The following is a 19,469-nucleotide window of genomic DNA, read 5'->3' on the forward strand; positions in this document are numbered from 1 at the left end:
GGTCGCTACGCGGTCCCGAAGGGGAGGAAGTACCAGCCGCCCTTGTCGTACCTGTTCAGCGAGACGGCGGCGCCCTTCCTGACGGGGACGATGATGGAGTCCTTGGTGTCCTTGGACATCGCGGTGGGGGTGCCGAGTCCGCCGCTGACCGTGACCGAGTCCTTGTTGCCGAACCCGAAGACCAGTCCGTCGGTCGGCGCCGTGAACGCACCCGTGATCTGCCACGAGTTGCCGAGGAGGTTGGTGAAGGCGGAGACCTTCAGCAGCGTGCCCGAGTTCACGGTGAGGGTGCCGTTCGTCGTCAGCGCGGCGATGGCGTTGGTCTTGAGGGTTCCCGAGATTCCGCCGTCGATGGCGACCGCCGCGTTCAGGGTGATGACGCCACCGGCCGTGGCGGGGGAGACCGTGTTGGCCTTCAGGTCCTGGCCCGCCTTGACCGTGAGGCCGAGGTCGGCCTGGATCAGACCGGTGGCGGTGAGCGTGCTGACCTGGGTCACGGCCGCGGTGAGCTTGCCGAGCTCGGTGTCGCCGCTGGCGGTGAGCTTCGCGACCTCCGTGTCGGCCGCGGTGAGCGTGGCCAGTTCGGTGTGGCCGGTGACCTTGGCGGTGGCCGCCTGGAGCGCGCCGAGGGTGCTCTTGCCGGTCACGCCCAGCGTCCCGGTGACCGCCAGCTCGGCCAGGGTCTGGTCGGCGACGCAGACGGTGACGTGGTCCCAGCGGACCACGAACCCGCCGTCCGGGGTGGGGGTGACGGTCTTCAGAGCGAAGCTGGTGTCGCGTTTCAGGAAGTCCGCCGGGGCCTGCCAGCGGCTGGCGCCGGAGACGTCGGGCTCCCGGATGAGGGCGCCGTCGGCGTAGAGCTCGTGGTTGTCGCCGCGCAGGTGGTTCCATTCGAGGACCACCTCGGTAGCGGCCGCGACCTTGGTGGCCGGGGGGCCTCCGGCGCTCTCCAGGGCGACCAGCGCGCGGCCGATACCCGGGTCGGGGCTGCCGCCGCTGCGGAACGGGAACTTGGCGACCTCCAGGCCGCGGACGGTGCGCTCGACCTCGTCGTCGCCGTCGTAGGCGGCCCACTCCTCGATCTGGATGCGGGCGATGCCGGTCTTGTCGCTGACCTTGATCCCGGACAGGTGGACGTACAGGCCGTCCACGGTGACCTCGCTGCTGCCGCCGCCCGCCGGGGTGACCTCGAAGCGCACCCGGCCGTCGGCCGACGGGGCGCTCCCCGCCGCCCGGAACAGCGCGGTCTCGGCCATCGGGACGGCGAGCAGCACGTCGGACTGCACGTCCACGATGGTCCAGGCCGACTCCGGGCTGACGTAGGCCTCGATGCTCTCACCGCTGACCGCCAGGTCCTGGGCCAGCGAGCCGATGGGCAGCACGATGGCGATCCTGCTGACACGCACCGCCTCGCTGCCGCTGTTGGAGATCACCAGGTCCAGGTCGGCGTAGGCCAGTTCGTCCTCCGTGCCCGGGGCCACCGGTGGGCTGGCGGTCAGCGGACCGGGGTTGGTGGACAGCGCGTAGCTGAGCTTGGTGTCCTGCTGGGTCCGGATCACGGTGGTCATCGGCGGTTTCCTTCGATCAGGGCGCGGGAGTCCAGGGCGCGGGGGTCCAGCGGGCGGGAGTCCAGGGCGCGGGAGTCCGCATCGGCTGCGGGGCGCAGTTGCAGGCGTCCGGTGCGCAGCGAGGGCACCGGGTGCGGGTGTCGGGCCTGGTCGTCGGCCGGGTCGGTGGCGGCCTCGGTCCAGGCGCCGCCCTCCTCGGCCTGGACCCAGGTCCACTCGCCGTGGCGGTCGGACGGTCGGGGCAGGGCGATCCCGGGGACCTCGCCGCCGCGCGCGTCCTGCGGGTCGGGCAGCTGGACGGTGACCGGCAGCGGGCCCAGCCGGAAGGACACCGGCAGCGCGGCCAGCGGCGGTTCGACCAGCCGGGTGGGCAGCCGCACCTCGGCGGTGGGCAGGATGTCGGTGGTGGCGTGGACGGTGCCGCGCGGATCCGCGAGCAGGGTGAGGAAGGCGGCCTCCTCGTCCCCCGGGTCGGAGCCGGGGACCCGCGCGGGCAGGGTCAGCCCGGCGCCGGTGCCGATCGGGGCGAAGTAGCCGGGCGCGCCGCCGGACGGCAGTTCGACCGCGTCGAGCACGGTGTGCAGCCGGGAGTAGTCGGTGCCGCGGTGCTCGCCGTGGAAGTAGCCGACCAGTCCGTCGGCCAGCTCGTTGCGCTCGCCCAGCCGGACCGGCCAGCGGTAGCCGGGGTAGGGCGGCTGCTCGGGTTCGCGCAGGTTCTGCCAGGCCGGGTCGAGGTACGCGGGACCGTCCAGGTCCAGCTGAAGCCGGGTCCGGATCAGCGCCAGCGGGCGGCCCAGCAGCACGCTGGGGGTGCTCGGCGGCGGGGCGTCGCCGGTGGGCGCGGTCATCGACAGGGTCCGGTCGATCACCGCGAGCAGCGCCCGCAGCGCCGTCGGGCCGTGCGCCGCCAACTCGGTCAGGAAGCCGTGCAGGTGCGGGAAGTCGGCCCGCAGCCGGTCGTCGAGCTCGGGGTAGGCCGAGTACGGCAGCGCGTGCCAGGTGGCGCGCGGAACGCCGTCGGGCGGCAGGGTGGTCCGCAGTTCGCCGAGGGGCGCGCCGTCCGGGGCGTAGCAGTAGAGGGTCTGGTCGAGCTGGCCGGGCACCAGCCAGGCCGCGACCGAGGTGGCGTCGGGGTCGTCCGCCTGGTCGAGCTCGGTGAGGTCGTCGCGGGCGTCGAGCAGGGTGAACGCGGCCCGGGCCGGTTGCGGCAGGCGCGGCGGCAGCTGGGTGAAGCGGTACCAGGTCGGCGGGTGGATGACGTGCAGCCCCTGCTCCGGGTGGGCCGGGTCGATCGCCGACGGGGTCAGCTCCTCGGGCAGTTCCGGGGCGAAGCGGCGGGCCGGGGTGCCGGTGCCGATCACGTCGCCGGGTTCCTCGGCGAACTCCAGCGCCCGGGGGTCGGGGTAGACGGCGGGCAGCGCATGCCCGAAGCGGTCGATGACGGCCAGCCGCTCGAAGGCGAACTGCCCTGCCCGCAAGGGCTGGTAGAGGCTCGGGTGCCAGCCGGTGAACGGGCGCGGCTGCGGCCCCGGGTTCGGCGGGTAGGTACGGGCGGCGGCCTCGGCCAGATCCGCGGACAGGTCGGCGGTGATCGCGGCGGGGGAGTGCCCGCGCGCGCCGAGCTGCTCGGTGAAGCCGACCATCTGCTGGGAGAACAGGTTGCCGTCCTCGGCCTGCCGGGCCAGCGCCCGCAGCGCGCCCGCGGCCGGACCCGGGTGGGTGCGGGCGTACTGGCGCAGCGCACCGGCGGTGGTCTCGCCGGGGGTCGGGGTGAGGAACTGGCGGCCGCGCAGGGTCAGCGGGACGCCGTGGGCGCCGGTGCCCAGCCAGTGGTAGCGGTCGCCGTCGAAGTGCCAGTTGGCGCGGTCCGGGTCGGCGCCGCCGGGCTCGCCGTGCCACTCGATGGGGAAGTAGTCGACCTTCCACTCGAAGAACAGCGGGGACCAGGGCTGGCGCCACTGCGCGGTGTGGCTGCCCGGGGTGCCGACCGCGTGGGCGGCCGGGTCGCGCATGGCCTCGGCCAGGGCCTGGACGTCGCCGCTGTGCCCGGTGAGGGCGGCCAGGGTCGGGGCGTTGGAGGACGCCAGGTGCAGCAGTTCGCGCAGCAGCGCGGCCAGCGCCCGGGTCACCGGTCCCGAAGCACCGTCGGGGGTGGGCAGGTTGGCCGGTTTCGGGGCCTGCGCCTCGGTGGCGGAGACGGTCGCGCCGCCGACGGTGACGCCGGTGACCAGCTGACCGGTCCAGCGGCAGGACAGCGGCGGGTCGTCCGGTTCGTCGTCCCCGTCGTCCCCGTCGTCCTCGTCGGCGGCACGGGAGTAGCGGCCGGGCGGGACCGCGTACGGGTCGGCGTCCGCGTCGGCGGTGCTCGGGCCCGGTCCGGTGGGGGTCGGCGGCCGGTCCTTGGTGCCCCGGATCACCACCACCGGATCGTTGGGCAGCTGGTAGTCCGGTAGCACCAGCCGCTTGAGCCGCACCTCGTCGGCGGGCAGGCCGTGGCGCTCCTGGAAGTCGCGGATCTCCTCCTCCAGCCCGTCCGGGTCCTCGGCCCAGGGGATCGGCGCCCGCGCCCGCAGCACCTCGTCCCGGCAGCGGGCCGCCTCCCGGATCGCGGCCTGGACCGCCGCGTCCAGCTCGTCCCGGTACCCGTCGGGCTCCTCGCCGGGGGCGTCCGGGACCTTGGGCAGGTTCGCCGCCCACCAGCGGTCGTACAGCCGACGCTGCGCGCCGACCAGCTCGGCCACCGCCTCGTCGTAGCGGGCCTGGTCGGCGTTGAGCCGCGCCAGTACTTCGGACCGGGCCGCGCGGACGGTGCGCGGGCGCACCCGACGCGACCGGGTCTCCGGGCCGGGGGGCGGCGCGGCCTCCTCCAGCGACCAGCTGTGCCCGGCCGGGGTGGGGGTGAACCACGAGGCGTGCTGGGCACGTTCGGCGGAGAACTCGCCGTCGGCCTCGTCCAGCAGGTCGAGCACCCCGGCGTGGACGGCGGCGAGCAGCGCGGCCAGCTCCGGCGGGGCCCCGGCCCGGCGGGCGGCGTGCTCCTCCAGCGCGGCGGTGGCGTGCTCGGTGGTGTTGCCCAGGGCGACGGTGAGGTAGTCCGGCCGGTCGGAGGCGGGCATGCCGCCGGTACGCTGCCAGGCGACGTCCAGCGCGGTGCCGTGGCAGAGCGTCGCGGCCCCGGCCGGGACCGCGCCGGGCACGGACCAGTTCAGCGCGGCGAGCCGGGCGGCGCCCTGGTCGGCGTCGGCGACGCCGTGCAGCGGATCGGCGGACGGGTCGCTGTACCAGCCGGCCACCAGGTAGTTCAGCCGCCAGCCGGTGACCGGGTCCAGGTCGGTGAGGCGGTCGTGGACCGAGAAGACGTTCAGGTTGTACGGCTGGTAGGCGGCGAAGGTGGGCAGCCCCGGGCCGACCGCCGTCAGGAACATCCCGTCGGGCTCGTTGCCGGGCTCGGTCCAGGCGCCGGTGGCCAGGTCGATCCGGCGGCCGATCCGGGTGAGCTGCCCGTCCTGGCCGAGGTAGGGGCTGGCGCCCTCGGCCGGGTGCAGGAAGTCGCTCTCCACCACCCAGCCGGTGTCGGTACGGGTGCCGGTCCCGGCGGCCACGGCCTGACGGACCACCAGCCAGCGGTTGGGTACCAGCGGGAAGCTCGGTTCGGTGCCGTCCTCCTGGTCCACGCCGGAGGTCAGCGCCTCGGGAAGCTGCCAGTGCAGGTAGACGCCCTCCCGGTCGGGGTCGGCGTTGAAGTCCAGGTCGATGTTGGAGAACGGCGGCGGCTCCGGCGACAGGTGCAGCCGGGTCAGCGCGTAGTTGGCCTGCCAGCGCTGGAACACCTCGGCCAGGCGGACCCGCTCGTTGACGGTCAGCGCCTCCACCCGCATCGGCACCACCAGCGGCGCGCTGCCCTCGTCGTCCAGCACGGCCGGTCCCTGCCCTTCGTCGTGGTTGCGGTCGTACTCGGGGGTGTCCTCGGGGCCGCCGCTCATGCCGACGCTCCCCTGGTGATCAGCTGTCGGCGCGGCGCGTTGACCAGTTGCACGGCCAGGGCCGCCGGGCCGAACTCGGCGGCGCTCCCCTCGCCGAGCCCGGACAGCCGCTCACCCAGCGCCCGCAGCAGTCCTGACGGATCATCAGGACGCAGGTCGAGCACGGCCGGGCGGCCGGAGGGGTCGGCCCGCAAGTACCTCCGCAGGCCGTCGCCGCCGACCGGGTCCGGGAACGACGCGCCGTGGATCTCCTCGGCGACCGGCCGGGTCAGCTTGCGCAGGTCGACCACCCGCGCGCCGCCGGGCGCGATGTCGACGCCGAAGGACAGGCCCTCCGGCGGCTCGGCCAGCTCGATCTCGTCCGGTACCGCGTCGAACAGCACCAGCAGCACGTCCGGGCCGAGTTCGGCCTGGCGCAGCACCCGGATCGGGGTGCGGGTCGGGCCGGTGCCCCGGTAGGGCCGGACCAGCAGCCCGGGACAGTCGCGCACCAGCCCGGAGCGGATCAGCACGCCCGCGCGGGCGCTGTCGCCGGTGTCCTCGCCCCGGGCCCGGGCGGCCCAGGGGGCGGCGGCGCGGGCGAGGTCGGCGTCCAGCTCGCCGGTGATCGCGATGCCGGTGGCGCCCGCCTGGAGCGCGGTCAGCCAGCCGGGGTCGACGTAGAAGACCCGCAGCGACTCGGTGGGCAGCATCCGCTCGTCCGGCACCAGGTCGGCGAACGGGACGCCGGTCAGCAGCCGCAGCCGGTCCAGCCAGGCCTCCACCGGCTCCGCCGCCTCGGCGAGCTGCGCGGTGAGCGCGGCGCGCATGGTGCTCGGCGGGTCGGCCAGCAGCCCGGCCACCCGGGCCGCGCGGCCCTCGCCGCGCCGCCCGGAGACCCGCGCGCGGCGGCCCGGCAGGGCGGGCGGCAGGGCCGCCGCACGCGACTGGACGGGGTCGGTGGCGGCCCGCAGGACCCGGGCGGCGGAGCCGTCGGCGACCAGCTCCTCCAGCATCCGGCCGAAGGGGCGCGGGGCCAGCGCCCGCGCCTGCCGGGCGGCGAGCACCCCGGCGTCCAGCACTCCCGGGTCCAACACCCCCGCGTCCAGGGCCGAGGCGTCCTGGGCCGCCGGGTCGGCCCCCAGTCCCGGGGCGGCCAGGCGCTGCGCCATCGCCGCCGCCCGGGAGCGGGCGCGGGCGTGCCAGGCGCTGAGGGTGGCGGTGAAGTCGGCGTCGGCCAGGGCCAGTGCCCGCCCCAGCGCCCAGGCGGCGGCCCAGCTCGCGTCGAAGACGCCCCACGCCTGCTCGTAGACCAGCAGCTGCGCGGCGTTGGTCCAGCCCGCCGCCGGGGTGGGCGGCAGCGGCTGGGCGGGTTCGGCGGTCAGCGGCCCCCGGTACCAGGCGTAGGTCTGCTCTCCGCTCTCCACCCGGTACGCCAGTGGCAGCCGCCCGGCCAGCAGCCGGGCCCGGGCGGTGGCGTAGGCCGCCGGGTCGGCGCCGGGCGGCGCGGCCTGCGGCGGCTCCGGCATCCGCAGCGGCAGGTCCCGGGGGCGGCCCCGCTCGTCGAAGAGGAAGTTGCGGACCCGGCCGGTGAATCCGCCGCCCTCGGCCGGGACGCTGGTGAACGACCAGCTGCGCAGTGCGGCCAGCCGGACGCTCTCCGCGCCGGTCAGCCGCCCGGCGTCGGCGTCCGCCAGGATCGAGGCGCAGCCCTCCAGGGACACCAGGTGGGCCGCGTAGCGCAGGGCCAGCTCCCGGTCGGGCAGCCGGTTGGCCACGACCACCGCGAACTGCCCCTCGGCCAGCTGTTCCCCGCGCAGCCCGAGGTCGGTGCGCACCTCGCGGACGTGCAGCAGCAGCCGCAGCTCGTCGGTGCGCGGCGCCACCGCCTGGAAGACGTCGCCGGGGATGTCCACGGTCTCGCAGAGCGCGGTCGGGTCGCCCTCGATCTGGCTCGGGGCGATGCCCGGATGCCGCACGCCAGGGGCGTCCGCGGTCAGTTCCTGGGCGGTCATGGTGCTGGTCAGCCCGGCTGACTCGGGGTCGGCGGGCAGCTCCCCCTCGGCGAACAGCAGCAGCGCCAGCCACGGCGCGGCGGGCGCGGTCCGGGTGGACTCGGTGAGGTGGCGCATCCACGGCAGCAGCGGATCGGCCAGGGTGACGTGGGCCAGGGTGCCGGTGAAGTCGGCGGTGCTGTCGGGGGCCGGGTTGACCGCGTGCACCCGCTCGTCGTCCAGGGCGAACTGCGGAGCCCGGATCTCGAAGAACTCCTCGGTGTCGGTGAGGTACTGCTCCGGCGGCTGGTCGGGGTCGGGCAGCGGCAGGCTCTGCCCGACCCCGATCCGGAAGCGCCCGGCCGGGACGGCCGGTTCCCGGTTGTCCTGGAACCGCAGCACGAAGCCGGGGTCGGCGCGGGGGGTGACGGCGGTCGGGTCGAGCTGGTCCGTCATCGGCCTGCCCCTTCCGGAACGGTGGCGGCGGTGGAGTCGGTGGCGGTGAACTCGGTGTAGCGGGCGGCGGAGGGGACTGTGCCGGGCGGCAGCTGCCAGTGTTCGACCACGTCGAGGCCGTCCCCGGTCCGTTCGATGACGGCGACGGTCGCGTCCGCGCAGGCGACGAACGCGCGCCCGGAGTCCGCGGTGAAGGTGATCGCCAGCGGTTCGGCGTCCAGCTCCACCACCCCCAGCACATCGCCGCCCTGGACCAGGGACACCGCCTGCTGGTGCAGCACCCAGGCCCGGTCGGCCGGGTCCAGCGCCAGCGCCAGCGGCTCGGGGCCGACTTCGGCCTCGGACCGCTGTTCGGTGCGCCGGGGCTGCCCGCCGGTCTCGCCGAAGACGGAGACCAGTCCGCTGCGGTCGGCCGTGCGGCGCAGCAGCACCGCGTTGCGGGCGGAGTCGGTCAGCAGCCCCAGCGGGGTCGCCTGGGCGTCGAAGTTGACGGGTTCGTAGTGGGTGTCGGCGGCCGTGGGCTGGACCACCTGGACGCCGCCCTTGCCGCCGGACATGTTCCCGTAGACGAAGACCCGGTCGTCGTGTCCTGGGGTGACCCGGATCGGGCCGATGGCCTTGCCCGACTGCCCGGTCAGGGCTCCGTCGGTGGCGTCCCAGGCGGCGGTTCGGCCGGTGTCCTGGCGGACGCCGTAGAGCTTGGCGGCATCGACGTCGACGGCCACCGCCGTCATCTGCTGGAGCTGCTGGTCGACCACGGTGACCACCGGTTCGCCGGTACCGGTCAGGTCCACCAGGGCGCCGATGATGCTGCCCGGTCGGGCGACCAGCGCCCGGCGGCCGTCGGCGCTGACCGCGAACGCGGTGAGCTCCCCGCTGAGCCCGGTCGGCCGGGGCGGCAGCGCGCGGGCGGCGGCGGTGTCCAGCACGGTGATCGTCTGCCCCTGAGGGCCGACGGCGTAGAGCCGGCCGCCGTCACCGGTGACCGCCGCCAGGTAGCCGCCGCGCTGGCCCAGCGGGATCCGCAGCAGCACCGTGCCGCTGGCGGAGTCCACGGCCAGGGCGGACTCGGTGGTGTCGTCCAGGACGAACACCACCGGCTCCGGCGGCGGCGGGGCGCTGTCCTCGGTGAGCAGCAGCGGGTCGGCGTCCAGGCCGACGGTGGCGGCCTGGTCGGCCAGGTCGTTCAGGGTGCCGTTGGGGAGCGGCTGCCAGCTGTCCTCCTCGTCGGTCAGCAGACCGTCGAGGACGCCGCGCAGCCGGGTCCGGGCGGCGGCCGGGGCCAGCCGGGCCAGGTGGTCGGCGACCAGGGCGACGCCCGCCCCGACCGGCTCGGCCGGGCGGACGGGGGAGCCGACGGGCTCGGCGTCCGGGTCCAGCGGGAGCGGGGCGTCGGGGGTCAGCTTCTCCCAGGCGAGGTCCTGCTCCGCGATCGGGCCCAGGTCCTGGCCGTTGACCCGTGGTCCGGGCACCGTCACGGTCAGCCCGGTGAGCCTGCTGAGCAGGCCGTCGCCGCTGCTGAGCGCGTCCTTGTCGTTGACGGCGGGGTCGCCCCAGAGCGAGAACGGCACCCGGTCCCACTGTCCGGCGACCTGCCAGTCCTCGATGCCGGGTACGGCCCGCCACTGGTTGCGCTGCCCGGTCCCGTAGTAGTCGACGGTGACGCCGAGCAGGCCGTCCAGGCCCTTGACCCGCATCGGCCGGATGTCGATGTCGGCGCCCTGGATCTCGTCCTCGTCGTTGAACCGCACTCGGGCGGTGGGCACCACGCTGGCCACCGCGAAGGAGAAGCCGCCGGGGGAGACCAGCCACGGCTCCTCGCCGGACTCGACGCGGGCGGCCAGCAGTTCCGGGTCCGCGTCGGCGTCGGTGAGCAGCCCGGTCAGCGGGGTCACCGTCAACGGTGCCTGCTCCGGCAGGAGTTGTTCCCTGAACTGGGACCAGGTGAGCGGGTCGGGGCCGTTCAGCGGGGCGCCGAACTTCACAGTGATCTTGATGAATGTGAACTTGGCGGTGACCGTGCCGCCGGTCTTCGGGCCCCACAGGTCGAGCGAGGCGCCGAGTTCGCCCTTCACCGTGAACAGCAGCTTGACCTTGGCGCCGATCCGGATCGAGATCCCGGCGCGGAAGAACAGCGGTGCCCACTGGATCAGGAGGTCGGCCCTGGCGGTGAGCCAGGCCTCGACGTTGCCCGACTTGTAGCGGACGTCCAGCAGGCCGCCCGCCATCACCGCGTTGGGAGTCAGCGCGAAGTACGCGGCGCCGGTGATGCTGACCGGTCCCAGCGACCAGTTGAAGCCCAGCCGGGGGACCACCGGGAAGTGGTCCGGCACCGGGTAGTCCGGGTGGTAGCCGCCGACGGTGACCACGAAGTCCCCGGCGTAGGGGCTCGGCCCGAACCAGAGGTAGAAGGCGAACCCACCGGTGAGCGCCGCCGCCGGGTCGATCACGAAGGAGTCCACCAGCTGCGCGGAGGCCGCGAGTTGGCCGCGCGAGGACTGGTAGACCACGCGCAGGTCCACCCCGATCCGGGCATACGGACGCCCCTGCTTCGGGAAGCTCGCGGTGGCCCGGCCGAGCAGCGCCAGGGTCAGCTCCTGCCCGGCTTCGAGCAGCAGCAGCACCCGGGCCTGGAGGAACTCGAAGGAGGTGAAGTCGAGGCCCCCGGCCAGCCAGACCTGGTTCTCCCGGGGCGCCACCCACGGGCTGTCACCGCTGGTCAGTTCCGCCAGCACGGCCAGCGGATCCTCCGGCAGGCCGCCGTTGAGCCCGGCCACCAGCGGGAAGCCGCTGATCTCCTCCTGCTCGGGGATCCGCACGCCGGAGTTGAAGCCGAAGCCGAGCGCGAAGCCGGTGACCCGGAACGGCGGCGGTCCGCCGAACGGCGCGGTCGCCCGGCCGAAGGCGAACAGCGAGGTCATGCCCTCGTCCTGGCGCTGGTAGGCGCCGACCGCCAGCGCGCCGAACTTCGGCATCTCGACCACCAGCATGCCCTCGACCAGCAGCCGGTAGCCGTCGGGCGGCGGCTGCCGGTTCACGAACGCCCCGGCCACGTGCAGCGGTTTGCGGTCCAGCTCCAGCGACAGGCCCTCCAGCCTGGGCTCGGCCCGCAGGGTGTCCAGGTCCAGGAACAGGCCCAGACCCCGGACGCCGATGGTCAGTCCGGAGGCCCCCAGTGACGCGTCGAACATCACCAGCACCCGGCCGTCCTGGTAGCCGACGCCGATCCGGTGGACGTGCAGCGGGCCGAAGGAGCGGCCGATGTCGGCCCAGGCGGCGTCCACCGCGCCCGCGCCCTCGGCGCGCAGCGCGAGCTGCCCGGAGCCGCTGCCGCCGAAGCCGAGGGTCAGCGGCGGCTGCGGCTCCCCGGCGACGTCGTAGGGGACGGTGAGCAGCGCACCCTTGGCCAGACCGCCCTCCGGGTCCGGGAGTTGCGGGTACGGCAGTCCGGTCAGCCGCTCCATCGCCACCAGGTCGGCGTTCAGCGCGGCTATGTGATCATCCGTCAGGGCCGCACTGGTCAGCAGCAGTTGGACGCCGCTGACGCCGAGGTCGACCCCGGGCGGGAGTTGCCCGCCGACCAGCGGCAGATCCGACAGCCGGGCCGGGATCGCCGCCTGGACCAGCAGTACCAGGGCCGCCGGTGTGCCCGGCGCCGAGGCCAGGACCACCCCGCCGCCGGCCTCGGTGGCCGACGCCAGTACCAGCCGTCCGGTTGCCGCGTCGCGGCGCAGCGCGACCGAGCCGAGCGCGGGCAGCAGCCGCGCCGGGATCCCGGCCGGGATGCTCAGGCCCAGTGCGCCCGCGAGTTCCCCGGCGGAGACGGCCGGGGTACCGGTCCAGGCGGCGGTCAGCGTGCTGCCGTCGTCGGACGTGTAGTCGACCAGGAAGTCCAGCAGCCGCACGGTGCCGTCGGGTAGTTCCACCGCGAGCCGGAGCACGCCGGTGACCTGCGGCGAGCTGCCGCCGGGGCCGGTGGCGACGGTCAGCGTCAGGGCCGCCGCGCGGTCGCCCACCAGCAGTTCGGCGGTGCAGTCGAAGGTGAAGGTGCGGTCGCTGTCGAAGGCCACGGTCAGTTCGTCGATGCGCAGTCCGGCCAGCTGCTCGGGGAGCGCGACCCCGACGGCGGCCATGACCTTGGCGGGCTCCAGGTTCACCGCGTGGGCCAGGAAGGACCAGCCTCCCTCCTGGGACCAGCCGCCGGTGACGTCCAGCGCGCCGTCGACCAGCGTCCAGGTCGCCGTCAGTCCGGCCGACGTGGCGCCGCCGGTCTCGTCGAGGCTCAGCACGATACCGGACAGGTCGATGCCCTCGGTGAAGTGCCAGGCGTCGGCGAGGGTGAGGTCGATGCCGTAGCCGCGGGTGTCGCTGTCGGACAGGTCGGCCCACAGGCCGAGGTCGGTGACGGCCAGCTCGGGGGGCACCGGGATGCCGGGGAAGCGCTGCTGGAGCATCGCGCCGACCGGGGCCGGCTCCGCCAGCCGTCCGCTGAGCTGCCGCTCCGGCAGGGTGACCTGGACATCGATCACGATCTCGGCGGCCAGGGTGACCCGGCCGCCGAGCGCGGTGGTCAGCCGCGGTCCTTCGAACGGGTCGGCCACCGAGAACTCGGCGCTGAGCTCGTCCACGGTGATGATCCCGGGCAGCGGGCTCCACGGTTGGTCCAGGCCGACCCGCAGCCAGAGCGACAGCCAGTCGGTCTCGACCGCGCGGCCGCCGGTCGGTGCCGGTGCCGCTGCCGACGCCGGTGCCGACGCCGGTTCGGCGAAGAAGCTGACCGCCAGGCCGCGCAGCGCCAGCGCGCAGTCCCGCAGCACGTCCCCGGGCAGCTCGAAGCCGCTGGGTGGGAGCCCGCCGAAGACCAGCAGCTCGTCCAGGGAGGGGAACGGCACGCCGTCGAACTCGGAGGCCACGCACCAGTTCTGGCCCGGCCACAGCGGCGGGTAGCCCCACACGTACGGCCGGGGCAGGCTCTGCTCCGTGGGGAACAGCACCTCGACGCCGAAGCCGACGCGGGCCTGCGGCTGCCGCCCTTCCCCCGGTTCCACGCCGAACACCAGGTGCGCGGGCCCGAGCCGTAACCGGGTCAGCGCGTCGCGGACGCCCGCCAGCTCCTCGGGCAGGCCGGGTCCCTCGGGCAGCAGCACGGCGTCCACCCGGAAGCCGACCACCAGCAGCTCGTCCGCGTCCGGCAGGAAGCTCACCGACACCCGGGACGCCGCCTGGCCGACCAGCGGCGCGGTCCCGGCCAGGTACAGGGCGTCCGGGTCGGCGGTGACCTCCCGCAGGTTCAGCACCTCGTCCTGGACGTACTGCTTGAACAGCTCCACGGCCGGCGCCAGGTCGATGAAGTCGGGGAGCAGGTCCAGGTAGGCGTCGTCCCGGGCCTGGGCCAGGACCGTGCGCAGGCGTTCGACTGTCAGTGGCATGCGGGCTCCCTACGCGTAGCGGATGTCGTAGGCGCCGGGCGCCGCGTGATCGATGGTCAGGTGCCAGTCCACCCCGCGCCACGCGGTGAGGTTGTCGGTCGGCAGCGGCTCCGGCGGCACCACCACGGGGATCGCCGGGTCGTTGCCGCCGTAGCGGCCGACCACCAGGTCGGGCACCGCGAAGGTGCTGAACACGCCCTCCACGGTGGGCTGGTACCAGGCCTTCCACGGTTTGCGGCCGGTGTTGGCCTGGAAGCCGTAGCCCCACTGGCCGCCGCTGACCGTGGGCAGCGGTATGCCGTGCTCGCGGCGGACACGCCGCCAGGTGGGCACCACCCGGTCCTGCATGTTCCGCTGGTTGCAGGTGGCCGACCCACCGGCGAAGGCGAGCATCCCGGTGCTGAGGAACAACCCGTCCGGGCGGACGTGTTCGAGCCAGGCGTCGCAGGTCGCCGAACCGCTGCCGTGGTGGCCCATCTTCAGCCACAGGTTGCTCTCGCGGCGCAGCTCGTTGGTGGTGTCCCGGCCGATCAGCACCTGCTCGTTGATCTCCTCGGCGTCGCCCATGAACAGCACCTTCTGCCGTTTCCCGGACGTGTCGGGCTCGCCGAGCAGCGCCAGCACCAGGCTGCTCTGGTTGGCGATCCGCTCCTTCTCCGTCGCCTGGTACCGCTCGGCGTCCCAGCTGCCGCCACCGCGCATGCCGTGCATCCCGGGGCCGAACCAGCCGCCGCCGAGCAGGTAGAGGTTGGAGTCGGTGTCCGTTCTGCCCGGCAGCAGCGGCTGTGCGACCGCCGGGACGAAGGTCTGCTCGGGCCAGTTCTCCACCCCGTGCCCGGCCGGGTTCGCCAGCCGGTCCGGATCGGTCAGCAGGTCACGGACGAAGCTCCGGCCCGCCTCGCGGTAGTCGCCCGGCTCCAGGGTGTACAGGACCCGGCGCAGGGTGCAGCGCAGCTGACCGTCCGCGTTCAGCAGCACGTCCTGGAGCAGGTTGAAGTGGTCCTTGTCCGGGTGGGTGATCACCAGGCAGTCCAGCGTCATGGGTGTCGGTAACCGGGTCAGGTAGCCGTCCAGCTTGGTCCGCAGGTGCGACAGCATCCGCGCCTTGGCGTCACCGGCGGCGTCCGGCCCGGTCGGGTCGCGCAGCGGCGCGGTGGCCGCCGCCGAACCGCAGTCGATCAGCACCGCGTGCGTCCCGATGCCGGTCGCCGGGTCGGTGCCCCGGTCGTAGAACCACAACAGGGTGCAGTCGCCCTGCCCGACGTTGAGGAACACCACTTCGACCGGCACACTACCCCCGGAGAGGATCGGATTCCTGGCGCACGGCTGTCGCCGGACACGGCCAGAGCCTGGCACGGACGCACCGGCCGCGCCGCCCCGTTGCCGGTACCTGGCCAAAAACCGATCGTACGCAGCCGACCCGACCCTCCGTTCAGTCGGGCTCGCCGAGTCGCGCGGAGACACCGGCGAGGGCGTCGAGGCGCTGCTGGAGGGTGGGGTGGGTGGCGAAGAGGTTGGACAGGCCGCGCTCGCGGCCCAGGGTGGGTGCGAAGAAGAAGGCGTTGAACGTCTGCGCGGTGCGCAGGTCCCGGCTGGGGATCCGGGCGATGTCGCCGCTGACCTTGACCAGTGCGGAGGCGAGCGCGGAGGGACGGCCGGTGAGCTGGGCGGCGGCACGGTCGGCGGCCAGCTCGCGGTAGCGGGACAGGGTACGGATCAACAGGAAGCTGATCGAGTACACCGTGACCGCGGCCCCCATGACGGCCGCGACGACCACGGCGCCCTGGGGTCCGGCCCGCCGCCCCAAACCGGAGTACAGCGCGAAGCGGGCGACCAGGCCGGCCACGACGCCGAGGAAGGAGGCGATGGTGATCACTGCGACGTCCCGGTGCGCCACATGGGACAGCTCGTGCGCGAGGACGCCCTCCAACTCGTCGGGTTCCAGCCTGCGCAAGAGGCCCGTGGTCACGCACAGCACCGCGCGGTCAGGGTTGCGGCCGGTGGCGAAGGCGTTGGGCAGGGCACTCTCGGCCACCGCGACCCGTGGTTTGGCCATGTCGGCGGCGGCACACAGCCGGTCCAGGGCTCCGTGGAGGTGGGGCTGCTGCTCGGGGGTGACCTCGGTGGCGCGCATGGCGAACAGGGCGATCCGGTCGGAGTACCAGTACTGCGCGGCCAGCAGAGCGCCGATGATCACGACCACCAGCACGGCCGATTTGAGCAGGACGATCAGTGCGGCGACGAAGGCCACGTACAGCAGGCCCAGCAGGAAGACGACGGTCACCATGCGTATCGTCAGCCGGCGGTCGGGCGCGAAGCGGGAACGCATGGCAGTCACCTCCTGGTCGTGGTCGGGGCTTCGACGGCGGTCGGGGCCCGGCTGACGCCGCTGCCGGGGAGGACCAGGCCGGAGGGGCCCGGGACGTCGAACCGCCCCTCGCCGGGAATACCTGAGATCACGACGTCGCCTCCTGCGCTGTGTCCGATGCCGCCGCCGGGGGAGCGGGGTGTTCCTCCAGCGCGGGCGCACGAGCCCGCAACTGCTCGGTTCTGTCCTGGGCGCGCTGTACGGCGGGGCCCACATCGCCCATCTCCTCGGAGATCCCGGACACGGACTCGTTGATACGGGTCTCGGCCTCGGCGGCGGTACAGCTCGCCTTGATCGTCTCCTTGCGGCTGCGGAAGGCGTCGATCCTGGCCTGCAACCGGTGCGAGGCCAGCGTCAGCTGCTCCTCCTCGGCCCCCAGGGAGGCCGCCTGCCCCTCCAGGTCGCCGTCCTGGGCACGCAGGGCGCCCCGGCGGCCCAGGGCCTCACGGCCCAGGGCCTCACGGGCCAGGTCCTCGCGGCCGGTCAGCAGCGCCCGCTGCGCCTGCTGCTCCAGCTTCCCGGCTGACTGCCGCAGCCCCGTACGCTGCGACTCGACCCGTTTGCGGCTGGTGGCCACGTCGGCCACTCCACGCCGGACCTGCTGCGCCAGTTCCAGCTGCTTGCGGTAGGAGCGGTCCAGCAGCTCCCGGGGATCCTCGGCGCGGTCCAGCGCCTTGTTCGCCTTGACCGTGAACAGTGCCGCGAGGCGGCGGGTGACAGTCATGCCTGGCTCACATCCCTTCTGCGGTGCGACGTCCGCCAGGCAGTGACACCACCAGCGGCTGCGAGCAGCGCGGAACCCCGGCACGGGGTCCACCTCAAGCATCTCTCCAGGCACCGCCCGGGGCCAGGGCCGGCCCGGGGCCAGGGCCGGTCCCGCCCCGGTCCCCTCAGGAAGGCTGTCGGCCGTCGAGCGTGGAGCGAACCCTGCGTTCGACCAGGATGGGGATGAATGTGCGTACCTTGCTGCCTTCGAACCGGCGCCTTGCCCCGGCCAGTACCCGGTCCACCTCGGCGGGGGCCATCACCGGGTCGTAGCGCCGGTGCAGCCGCTCACGTACGCGCGCGACCGCCATCTCTTCCTGCTGTTTCGCGGGCATGCACTGCCTCCCAGGATCTCGGGACCCGGATCTGTCGGCCTGCTACCACCGTGCCCGCGATCGCCACCTTCAGTAGTCGCCGCTGGTCCCTCTTCCGGCTCCGACCGACCTGGCCTCGGAACGTCGGGCGCGGTGACCGGCCGCCGTAGTCCTGGGCTGACGCCCGGCGGGCCCGGGCCGGATGGCTTGTTGACGCCTGTTCAGGCAGCGCCGGGAAGCCTAGCCTCAGTGGTGCGGCCCTGGCCCCTGGCGGCATCGAAAGCCATCGCCTCCTGTGGAGGCGCACGCTGTGCATCCGTGCTGGATTGCCTTCATCGCACTCGGGCGGCCGTTCTCGCGCTCGCCGTCGACACGCGATCCTGGTGCGGCCTCGACGCGCACACCGCGGGCATGATCCTGCTGCCTGCCGGCGTCGCATTGACTCCGACGACAGGCGTTACTCATGTACGCACTGATCATCCCCGCGCTGCTCCCGTTCATCCTGCTCGGTACCGTCATGGGGCTGGCCTGGTGGGAGGACCACGTTCTGCCACCGGTCCAGCCCGCCAAGGCTCCGACCGAGGCAGCCGAGTGGCCCGCCCCGCACGGAGCCGGGCTGGGTGGGCCCGGGCCGACGGCTCTGCACGTCAGCCGCTGACACCCGGCCGCGGTGAGCGCACCGGCGTCACCAGCGCCACCAGCGCCACCGGCGTCGACCCGCGGCGATCACCCTTCAGCACCGTGCTGAGCGCATGCGAGCGGTCGCCCGGGGTAGGCGCGCCTGCGGTCAGGCTTGATCACGAGCAAGGAAAGGGTGGTCTCACCTCATGGCGGAGTTTCTCACCGACATCAAGACGCTCAGGGAACGAGCCCGGAACCAGATGGGCAAGGGGCCGGTGACCGACGCCTACGGCGCGGACCTCCCACGGGTCCTCCAGGTCCTCAACGAGGCCCTGGCCACCGAGATCGTGTGCGTGCTGCGCTACAAGCGCCACCACTACACCGCGACCGGCCTGTACTCCGAGCCCGTCGCGGCCGAGTTCCTGGAACACGCCCAGGAGGAGCAGACCCACGCGGACATGCTCGCGCGGCGGATCTCCCAGCTGGGCGGCGCGCCGGACTTCGACCCGGACACCCTGAGCAGCAGGTCGCACACACCGTACGACGCCAGCGCGGACCTGATCGACATGATCAAGGAGGACCTGATCGCCGAGCGCGTGGCTGTCGCCTCCTACACCGAGATCTGCCAGTGGCTGGGCGACAAGGACCCGACCACCCGCCGGGTGTTCGAGGACCTGCTCGCCCAGGAGGAGGAGCACGCCGACGACCTGCGGGGCCTGCTGGAGCGGATCGCCAGGGACCGGTCCCTGGGCTGAGCGGGACCGACTCCGCTGCCCGGGCCGGGACGAGGGCGGACGTCCCGCACCGGAGGCGCGGACGTTCCGGCTGTTGGTACGCTCGGAGGCAGGCAAGGCAAGGAGCAGACGTCATGCCTTCGACACGTGCACAGCCCCCGGTCCCGGAGTCGAAGGGACAGGCACCGCAGGACGCCCCGACGGCGGGCGGTCCTCCCGGCGTGCCGGGCGGGGGGACGTGCGCACCGAGCCGGCGCCGGTCCGGTCGGACGGCTGTACCGGCGACCATGCTCGACGGTTACCGCACGTCCCCGGGGCCCGAGCGGGTCGTGGCCGGCATGACCACCAGCTTCGCGGTCACCATCGCCGTGTCCCGGACGATCAACTACGTTCTTGAGCGGCGCCGGGCGCTGCCGAGGACCCGCGGCCTCGGTCGGCTGCTGGTGCTCGGCAGCGACGACATCCGCGTGCACCACTTCCTCCCGGGCGCGGCGATCGCCTTCACGACCGGAGGCACTGCCTTGATCGCCCGTGCCGAAGGCCTGGAGCGATGGCTGAGCCTGCCCTTCGGCGTCGGAGTCGCGTTGACCACCGACGAGCTCGGTATCCTGGTCAGCCGCAACAATCCCTACTGGGGAGGCACCCGCCTGGCGCAGCAGCAGTGCGCCGCCGCATCGCTGGCGACCCTGGGATTCGCCCTCGACTTCCTTCGCCGCGGCCGTGCCGGGGCCGGGTGCGCCGCCAGTCACTGACGTACCGTCAGTACCCAACGGTCCACCGGCCCATGGGGCAGCGGGTATTGGACGGCTGCGAGCCGTCCGTCGAGCGGAACCGGGGGCTATGCTGGGTGATTGGACGCCCCAGACCCCGGCGTGTGCCGCCGACCGCAAGCACGGCCGCACCGCGAGCACGCCAGGAGGTTCCGGGAAGCCGGTGCCGTACCCCTGACGTCGACGAGGCGGTCACAGGAACCGAGGGGCCATGCCCATCCCGCAGACACTGGACCACTACCGCCGCGACAGCCACGACCTCGATGCCTCGCAGCTCGCGGCGACGGCGGGAGGAGCGCTGCGCGTGCACCACCCGAGTGCGGAGATGACCCGCCTGCTCGTCCTCACCGCGTCCGACAACCTGCTCCTGGGTCGGCCGGTCGGCGCGGTCTTCAACTCCCACGTCCCGCCGCGGTCTCCCCGCCGCGAGGCGGCACGCCGACCCACCGCGACCGTCCTCGGCCGGACGGTCGGTGCCCGATGATGCC

At 73.9% G+C, this 19,469-nt stretch carries 12 protein-coding genes and 1 pseudogene; 4 read left to right on the forward strand and 9 right to left on the reverse strand.

Translation table 11 applies throughout. The annotated features are described in order from the left end of the window. Window positions 1-5: 5 nt before the first annotated feature. From GXP74_RS18925 to GXP74_RS18960, 9 genes and pseudogenes are all read right to left on the reverse strand, one after another. Entirely contained in the window at window positions 6-1,568 is a 1,563-nt protein-coding gene (locus GXP74_RS18925) for a hypothetical protein (RefSeq protein ID WP_182452628.1), read from the reverse strand. Beyond that, window positions 1,565-5,551: a hypothetical protein gene (locus GXP74_RS18930; RefSeq protein WP_182452629.1), complete on the reverse strand. Its 3,987-nt coding sequence runs from the start codon at window positions 5,549-5,551 to the stop codon at window positions 1,565-1,567. The genes GXP74_RS18925 and GXP74_RS18930 overlap by 4 nt, the downstream gene beginning before the upstream one ends. Beyond that, window positions 5,548-7,980, reverse strand: coding sequence for a hypothetical protein (locus tag GXP74_RS18935; protein WP_182452630.1), 2,433 nt, complete (start codon window positions 7,978-7,980; stop codon window positions 5,548-5,550). The genes GXP74_RS18930 and GXP74_RS18935 overlap by 4 nt, the downstream gene beginning before the upstream one ends. After that, a complete protein-coding gene (locus GXP74_RS18940) occupies window positions 7,977-13,409 on the reverse strand; it encodes a DUF6603 domain-containing protein (protein WP_182452631.1) in 5,433 nt (1,810 codons plus the stop codon). Before GXP74_RS18940 ends, GXP74_RS18935 begins: the two co-directional genes overlap by 4 nt. A 9-nt stretch (window positions 13,410-13,418) precedes the next feature. Then, the gene (locus GXP74_RS18945) at window positions 13,419-14,699 is read right to left on the reverse strand and encodes a hypothetical protein (RefSeq protein WP_182452632.1); all 1,281 of its coding nucleotides are present in this window, start codon (window positions 14,697-14,699) and stop codon (window positions 13,419-13,421) included. A gap of 142 nt (window positions 14,700-14,841) precedes the next feature. Beyond that, entirely contained in the window at window positions 14,842-15,738 is an 897-nt protein-coding gene (gene htpX / locus GXP74_RS18950; protein ID WP_182452633.1) for a zinc metalloprotease HtpX, read from the reverse strand. Window positions 15,739-15,743: 5 nt separating this feature from the next. Continuing rightward, window positions 15,744-15,869 carry a hypothetical protein gene (locus tag GXP74_RS41460; protein WP_255528124.1) on the reverse strand — a complete coding sequence of 42 codons (126 nt, stop codon included), beginning with the start codon at window positions 15,867-15,869 and terminating at the stop codon, window positions 15,744-15,746. A gap of 2 nt (window positions 15,870-15,871) precedes the next feature. Next, window positions 15,872-16,501 (reverse strand): annotated as a pseudogene (locus GXP74_RS18955) (PspA/IM30 family protein); the annotation flags it as partial. A gap of 166 nt (window positions 16,502-16,667) precedes the next feature. After that, window positions 16,668-16,877: a three-helix bundle dimerization domain-containing protein gene (locus tag GXP74_RS18960; protein ID WP_182452635.1), complete on the reverse strand. Its 210-nt coding sequence runs from the start codon at window positions 16,875-16,877 to the stop codon at window positions 16,668-16,670. Window positions 16,878-17,319: 442 nt separating this feature from the next. On the opposite strand from GXP74_RS18960, the gene GXP74_RS18965 reads away from it, so the two are divergent. The 4 genes from GXP74_RS18965 (at window position 17,320) to GXP74_RS18980 (ending at window position 19,465) form a co-directional block, all read left to right on the forward strand. Continuing rightward, window positions 17,320-17,514 carry a hypothetical protein gene (locus tag GXP74_RS18965; RefSeq protein ID WP_182452636.1) on the forward strand — a complete coding sequence of 65 codons (195 nt, stop codon included), beginning with the start codon at window positions 17,320-17,322 and terminating at the stop codon, window positions 17,512-17,514. Window positions 17,515-17,683: 169 nt separating this feature from the next. After that, window positions 17,684-18,232 carry a bacterioferritin gene (locus GXP74_RS18970; protein WP_182452637.1) on the forward strand — a complete coding sequence of 183 codons (549 nt, stop codon included), beginning with the start codon at window positions 17,684-17,686 and terminating at the stop codon, window positions 18,230-18,232. A gap of 308 nt (window positions 18,233-18,540) precedes the next feature. Then, window positions 18,541-18,963 (forward strand): hypothetical protein, encoded by a 423-nt coding sequence (locus GXP74_RS18975; RefSeq protein ID WP_182452638.1) that lies wholly within the window; start codon window positions 18,541-18,543, stop codon window positions 18,961-18,963. A 229-nt stretch (window positions 18,964-19,192) separates the two neighbouring features. Beyond that, complete coding sequence (locus tag GXP74_RS18980) at window positions 19,193-19,465, forward strand: hypothetical protein (RefSeq protein WP_182452639.1); 273 nt, start codon at window positions 19,193-19,195, stop codon at window positions 19,463-19,465. Window positions 19,466-19,469 lie beyond the last annotated feature (4 nt).

This window comes from Streptacidiphilus sp. P02-A3a (assembly GCF_014084105.1).
Taxonomy (GTDB): domain Bacteria; phylum Actinomycetota; class Actinomycetes; order Streptomycetales; family Streptomycetaceae; genus Streptacidiphilus.

Bases quoted from the DNA above. Each gene is read 5' to 3' on its own strand.
- GXP74_RS18925 (WP_182452628.1), bottom strand. From the start codon at position 1,568: ATGACCACCGTGATCCGGACCCAGCAGGACACCAAGCTCAGCTACGCG.
- GXP74_RS18930 (WP_182452629.1), bottom strand. From the start codon at position 5,551: ATGAGCGGCGGCCCCGAGGACACCCCCGAGTACGACCGCAACCACGAC.
- GXP74_RS18935 (WP_182452630.1), bottom strand. From the start codon at position 7,980: ATGACGGACCAGCTCGACCCGACCGCCGTCACCCCCCGCGCCGACCCC.
- GXP74_RS18940 (WP_182452631.1), bottom strand. From the start codon at position 13,409: ATGCCACTGACAGTCGAACGCCTGCGCACGGTCCTGGCCCAGGCCCGG.
- htpX (WP_182452633.1), bottom strand. From the start codon at position 15,738: ATGCGTTCCCGCTTCGCGCCCGACCGCCGGCTGACGATACGCATGGTG.
- GXP74_RS18960 (WP_182452635.1), bottom strand. From the start codon at position 16,877: ATGCCCGCGAAACAGCAGGAAGAGATGGCGGTCGCGCGCGTACGTGAG.
- GXP74_RS18965 (WP_182452636.1), top strand. From the start codon at position 17,320: ATGTACGCACTGATCATCCCCGCGCTGCTCCCGTTCATCCTGCTCGGT.
- GXP74_RS18970 (WP_182452637.1), top strand. From the start codon at position 17,684: ATGGCGGAGTTTCTCACCGACATCAAGACGCTCAGGGAACGAGCCCGG.
- GXP74_RS18980 (WP_182452639.1), top strand. From the start codon at position 19,193: ATGCCCATCCCGCAGACACTGGACCACTACCGCCGCGACAGCCACGAC.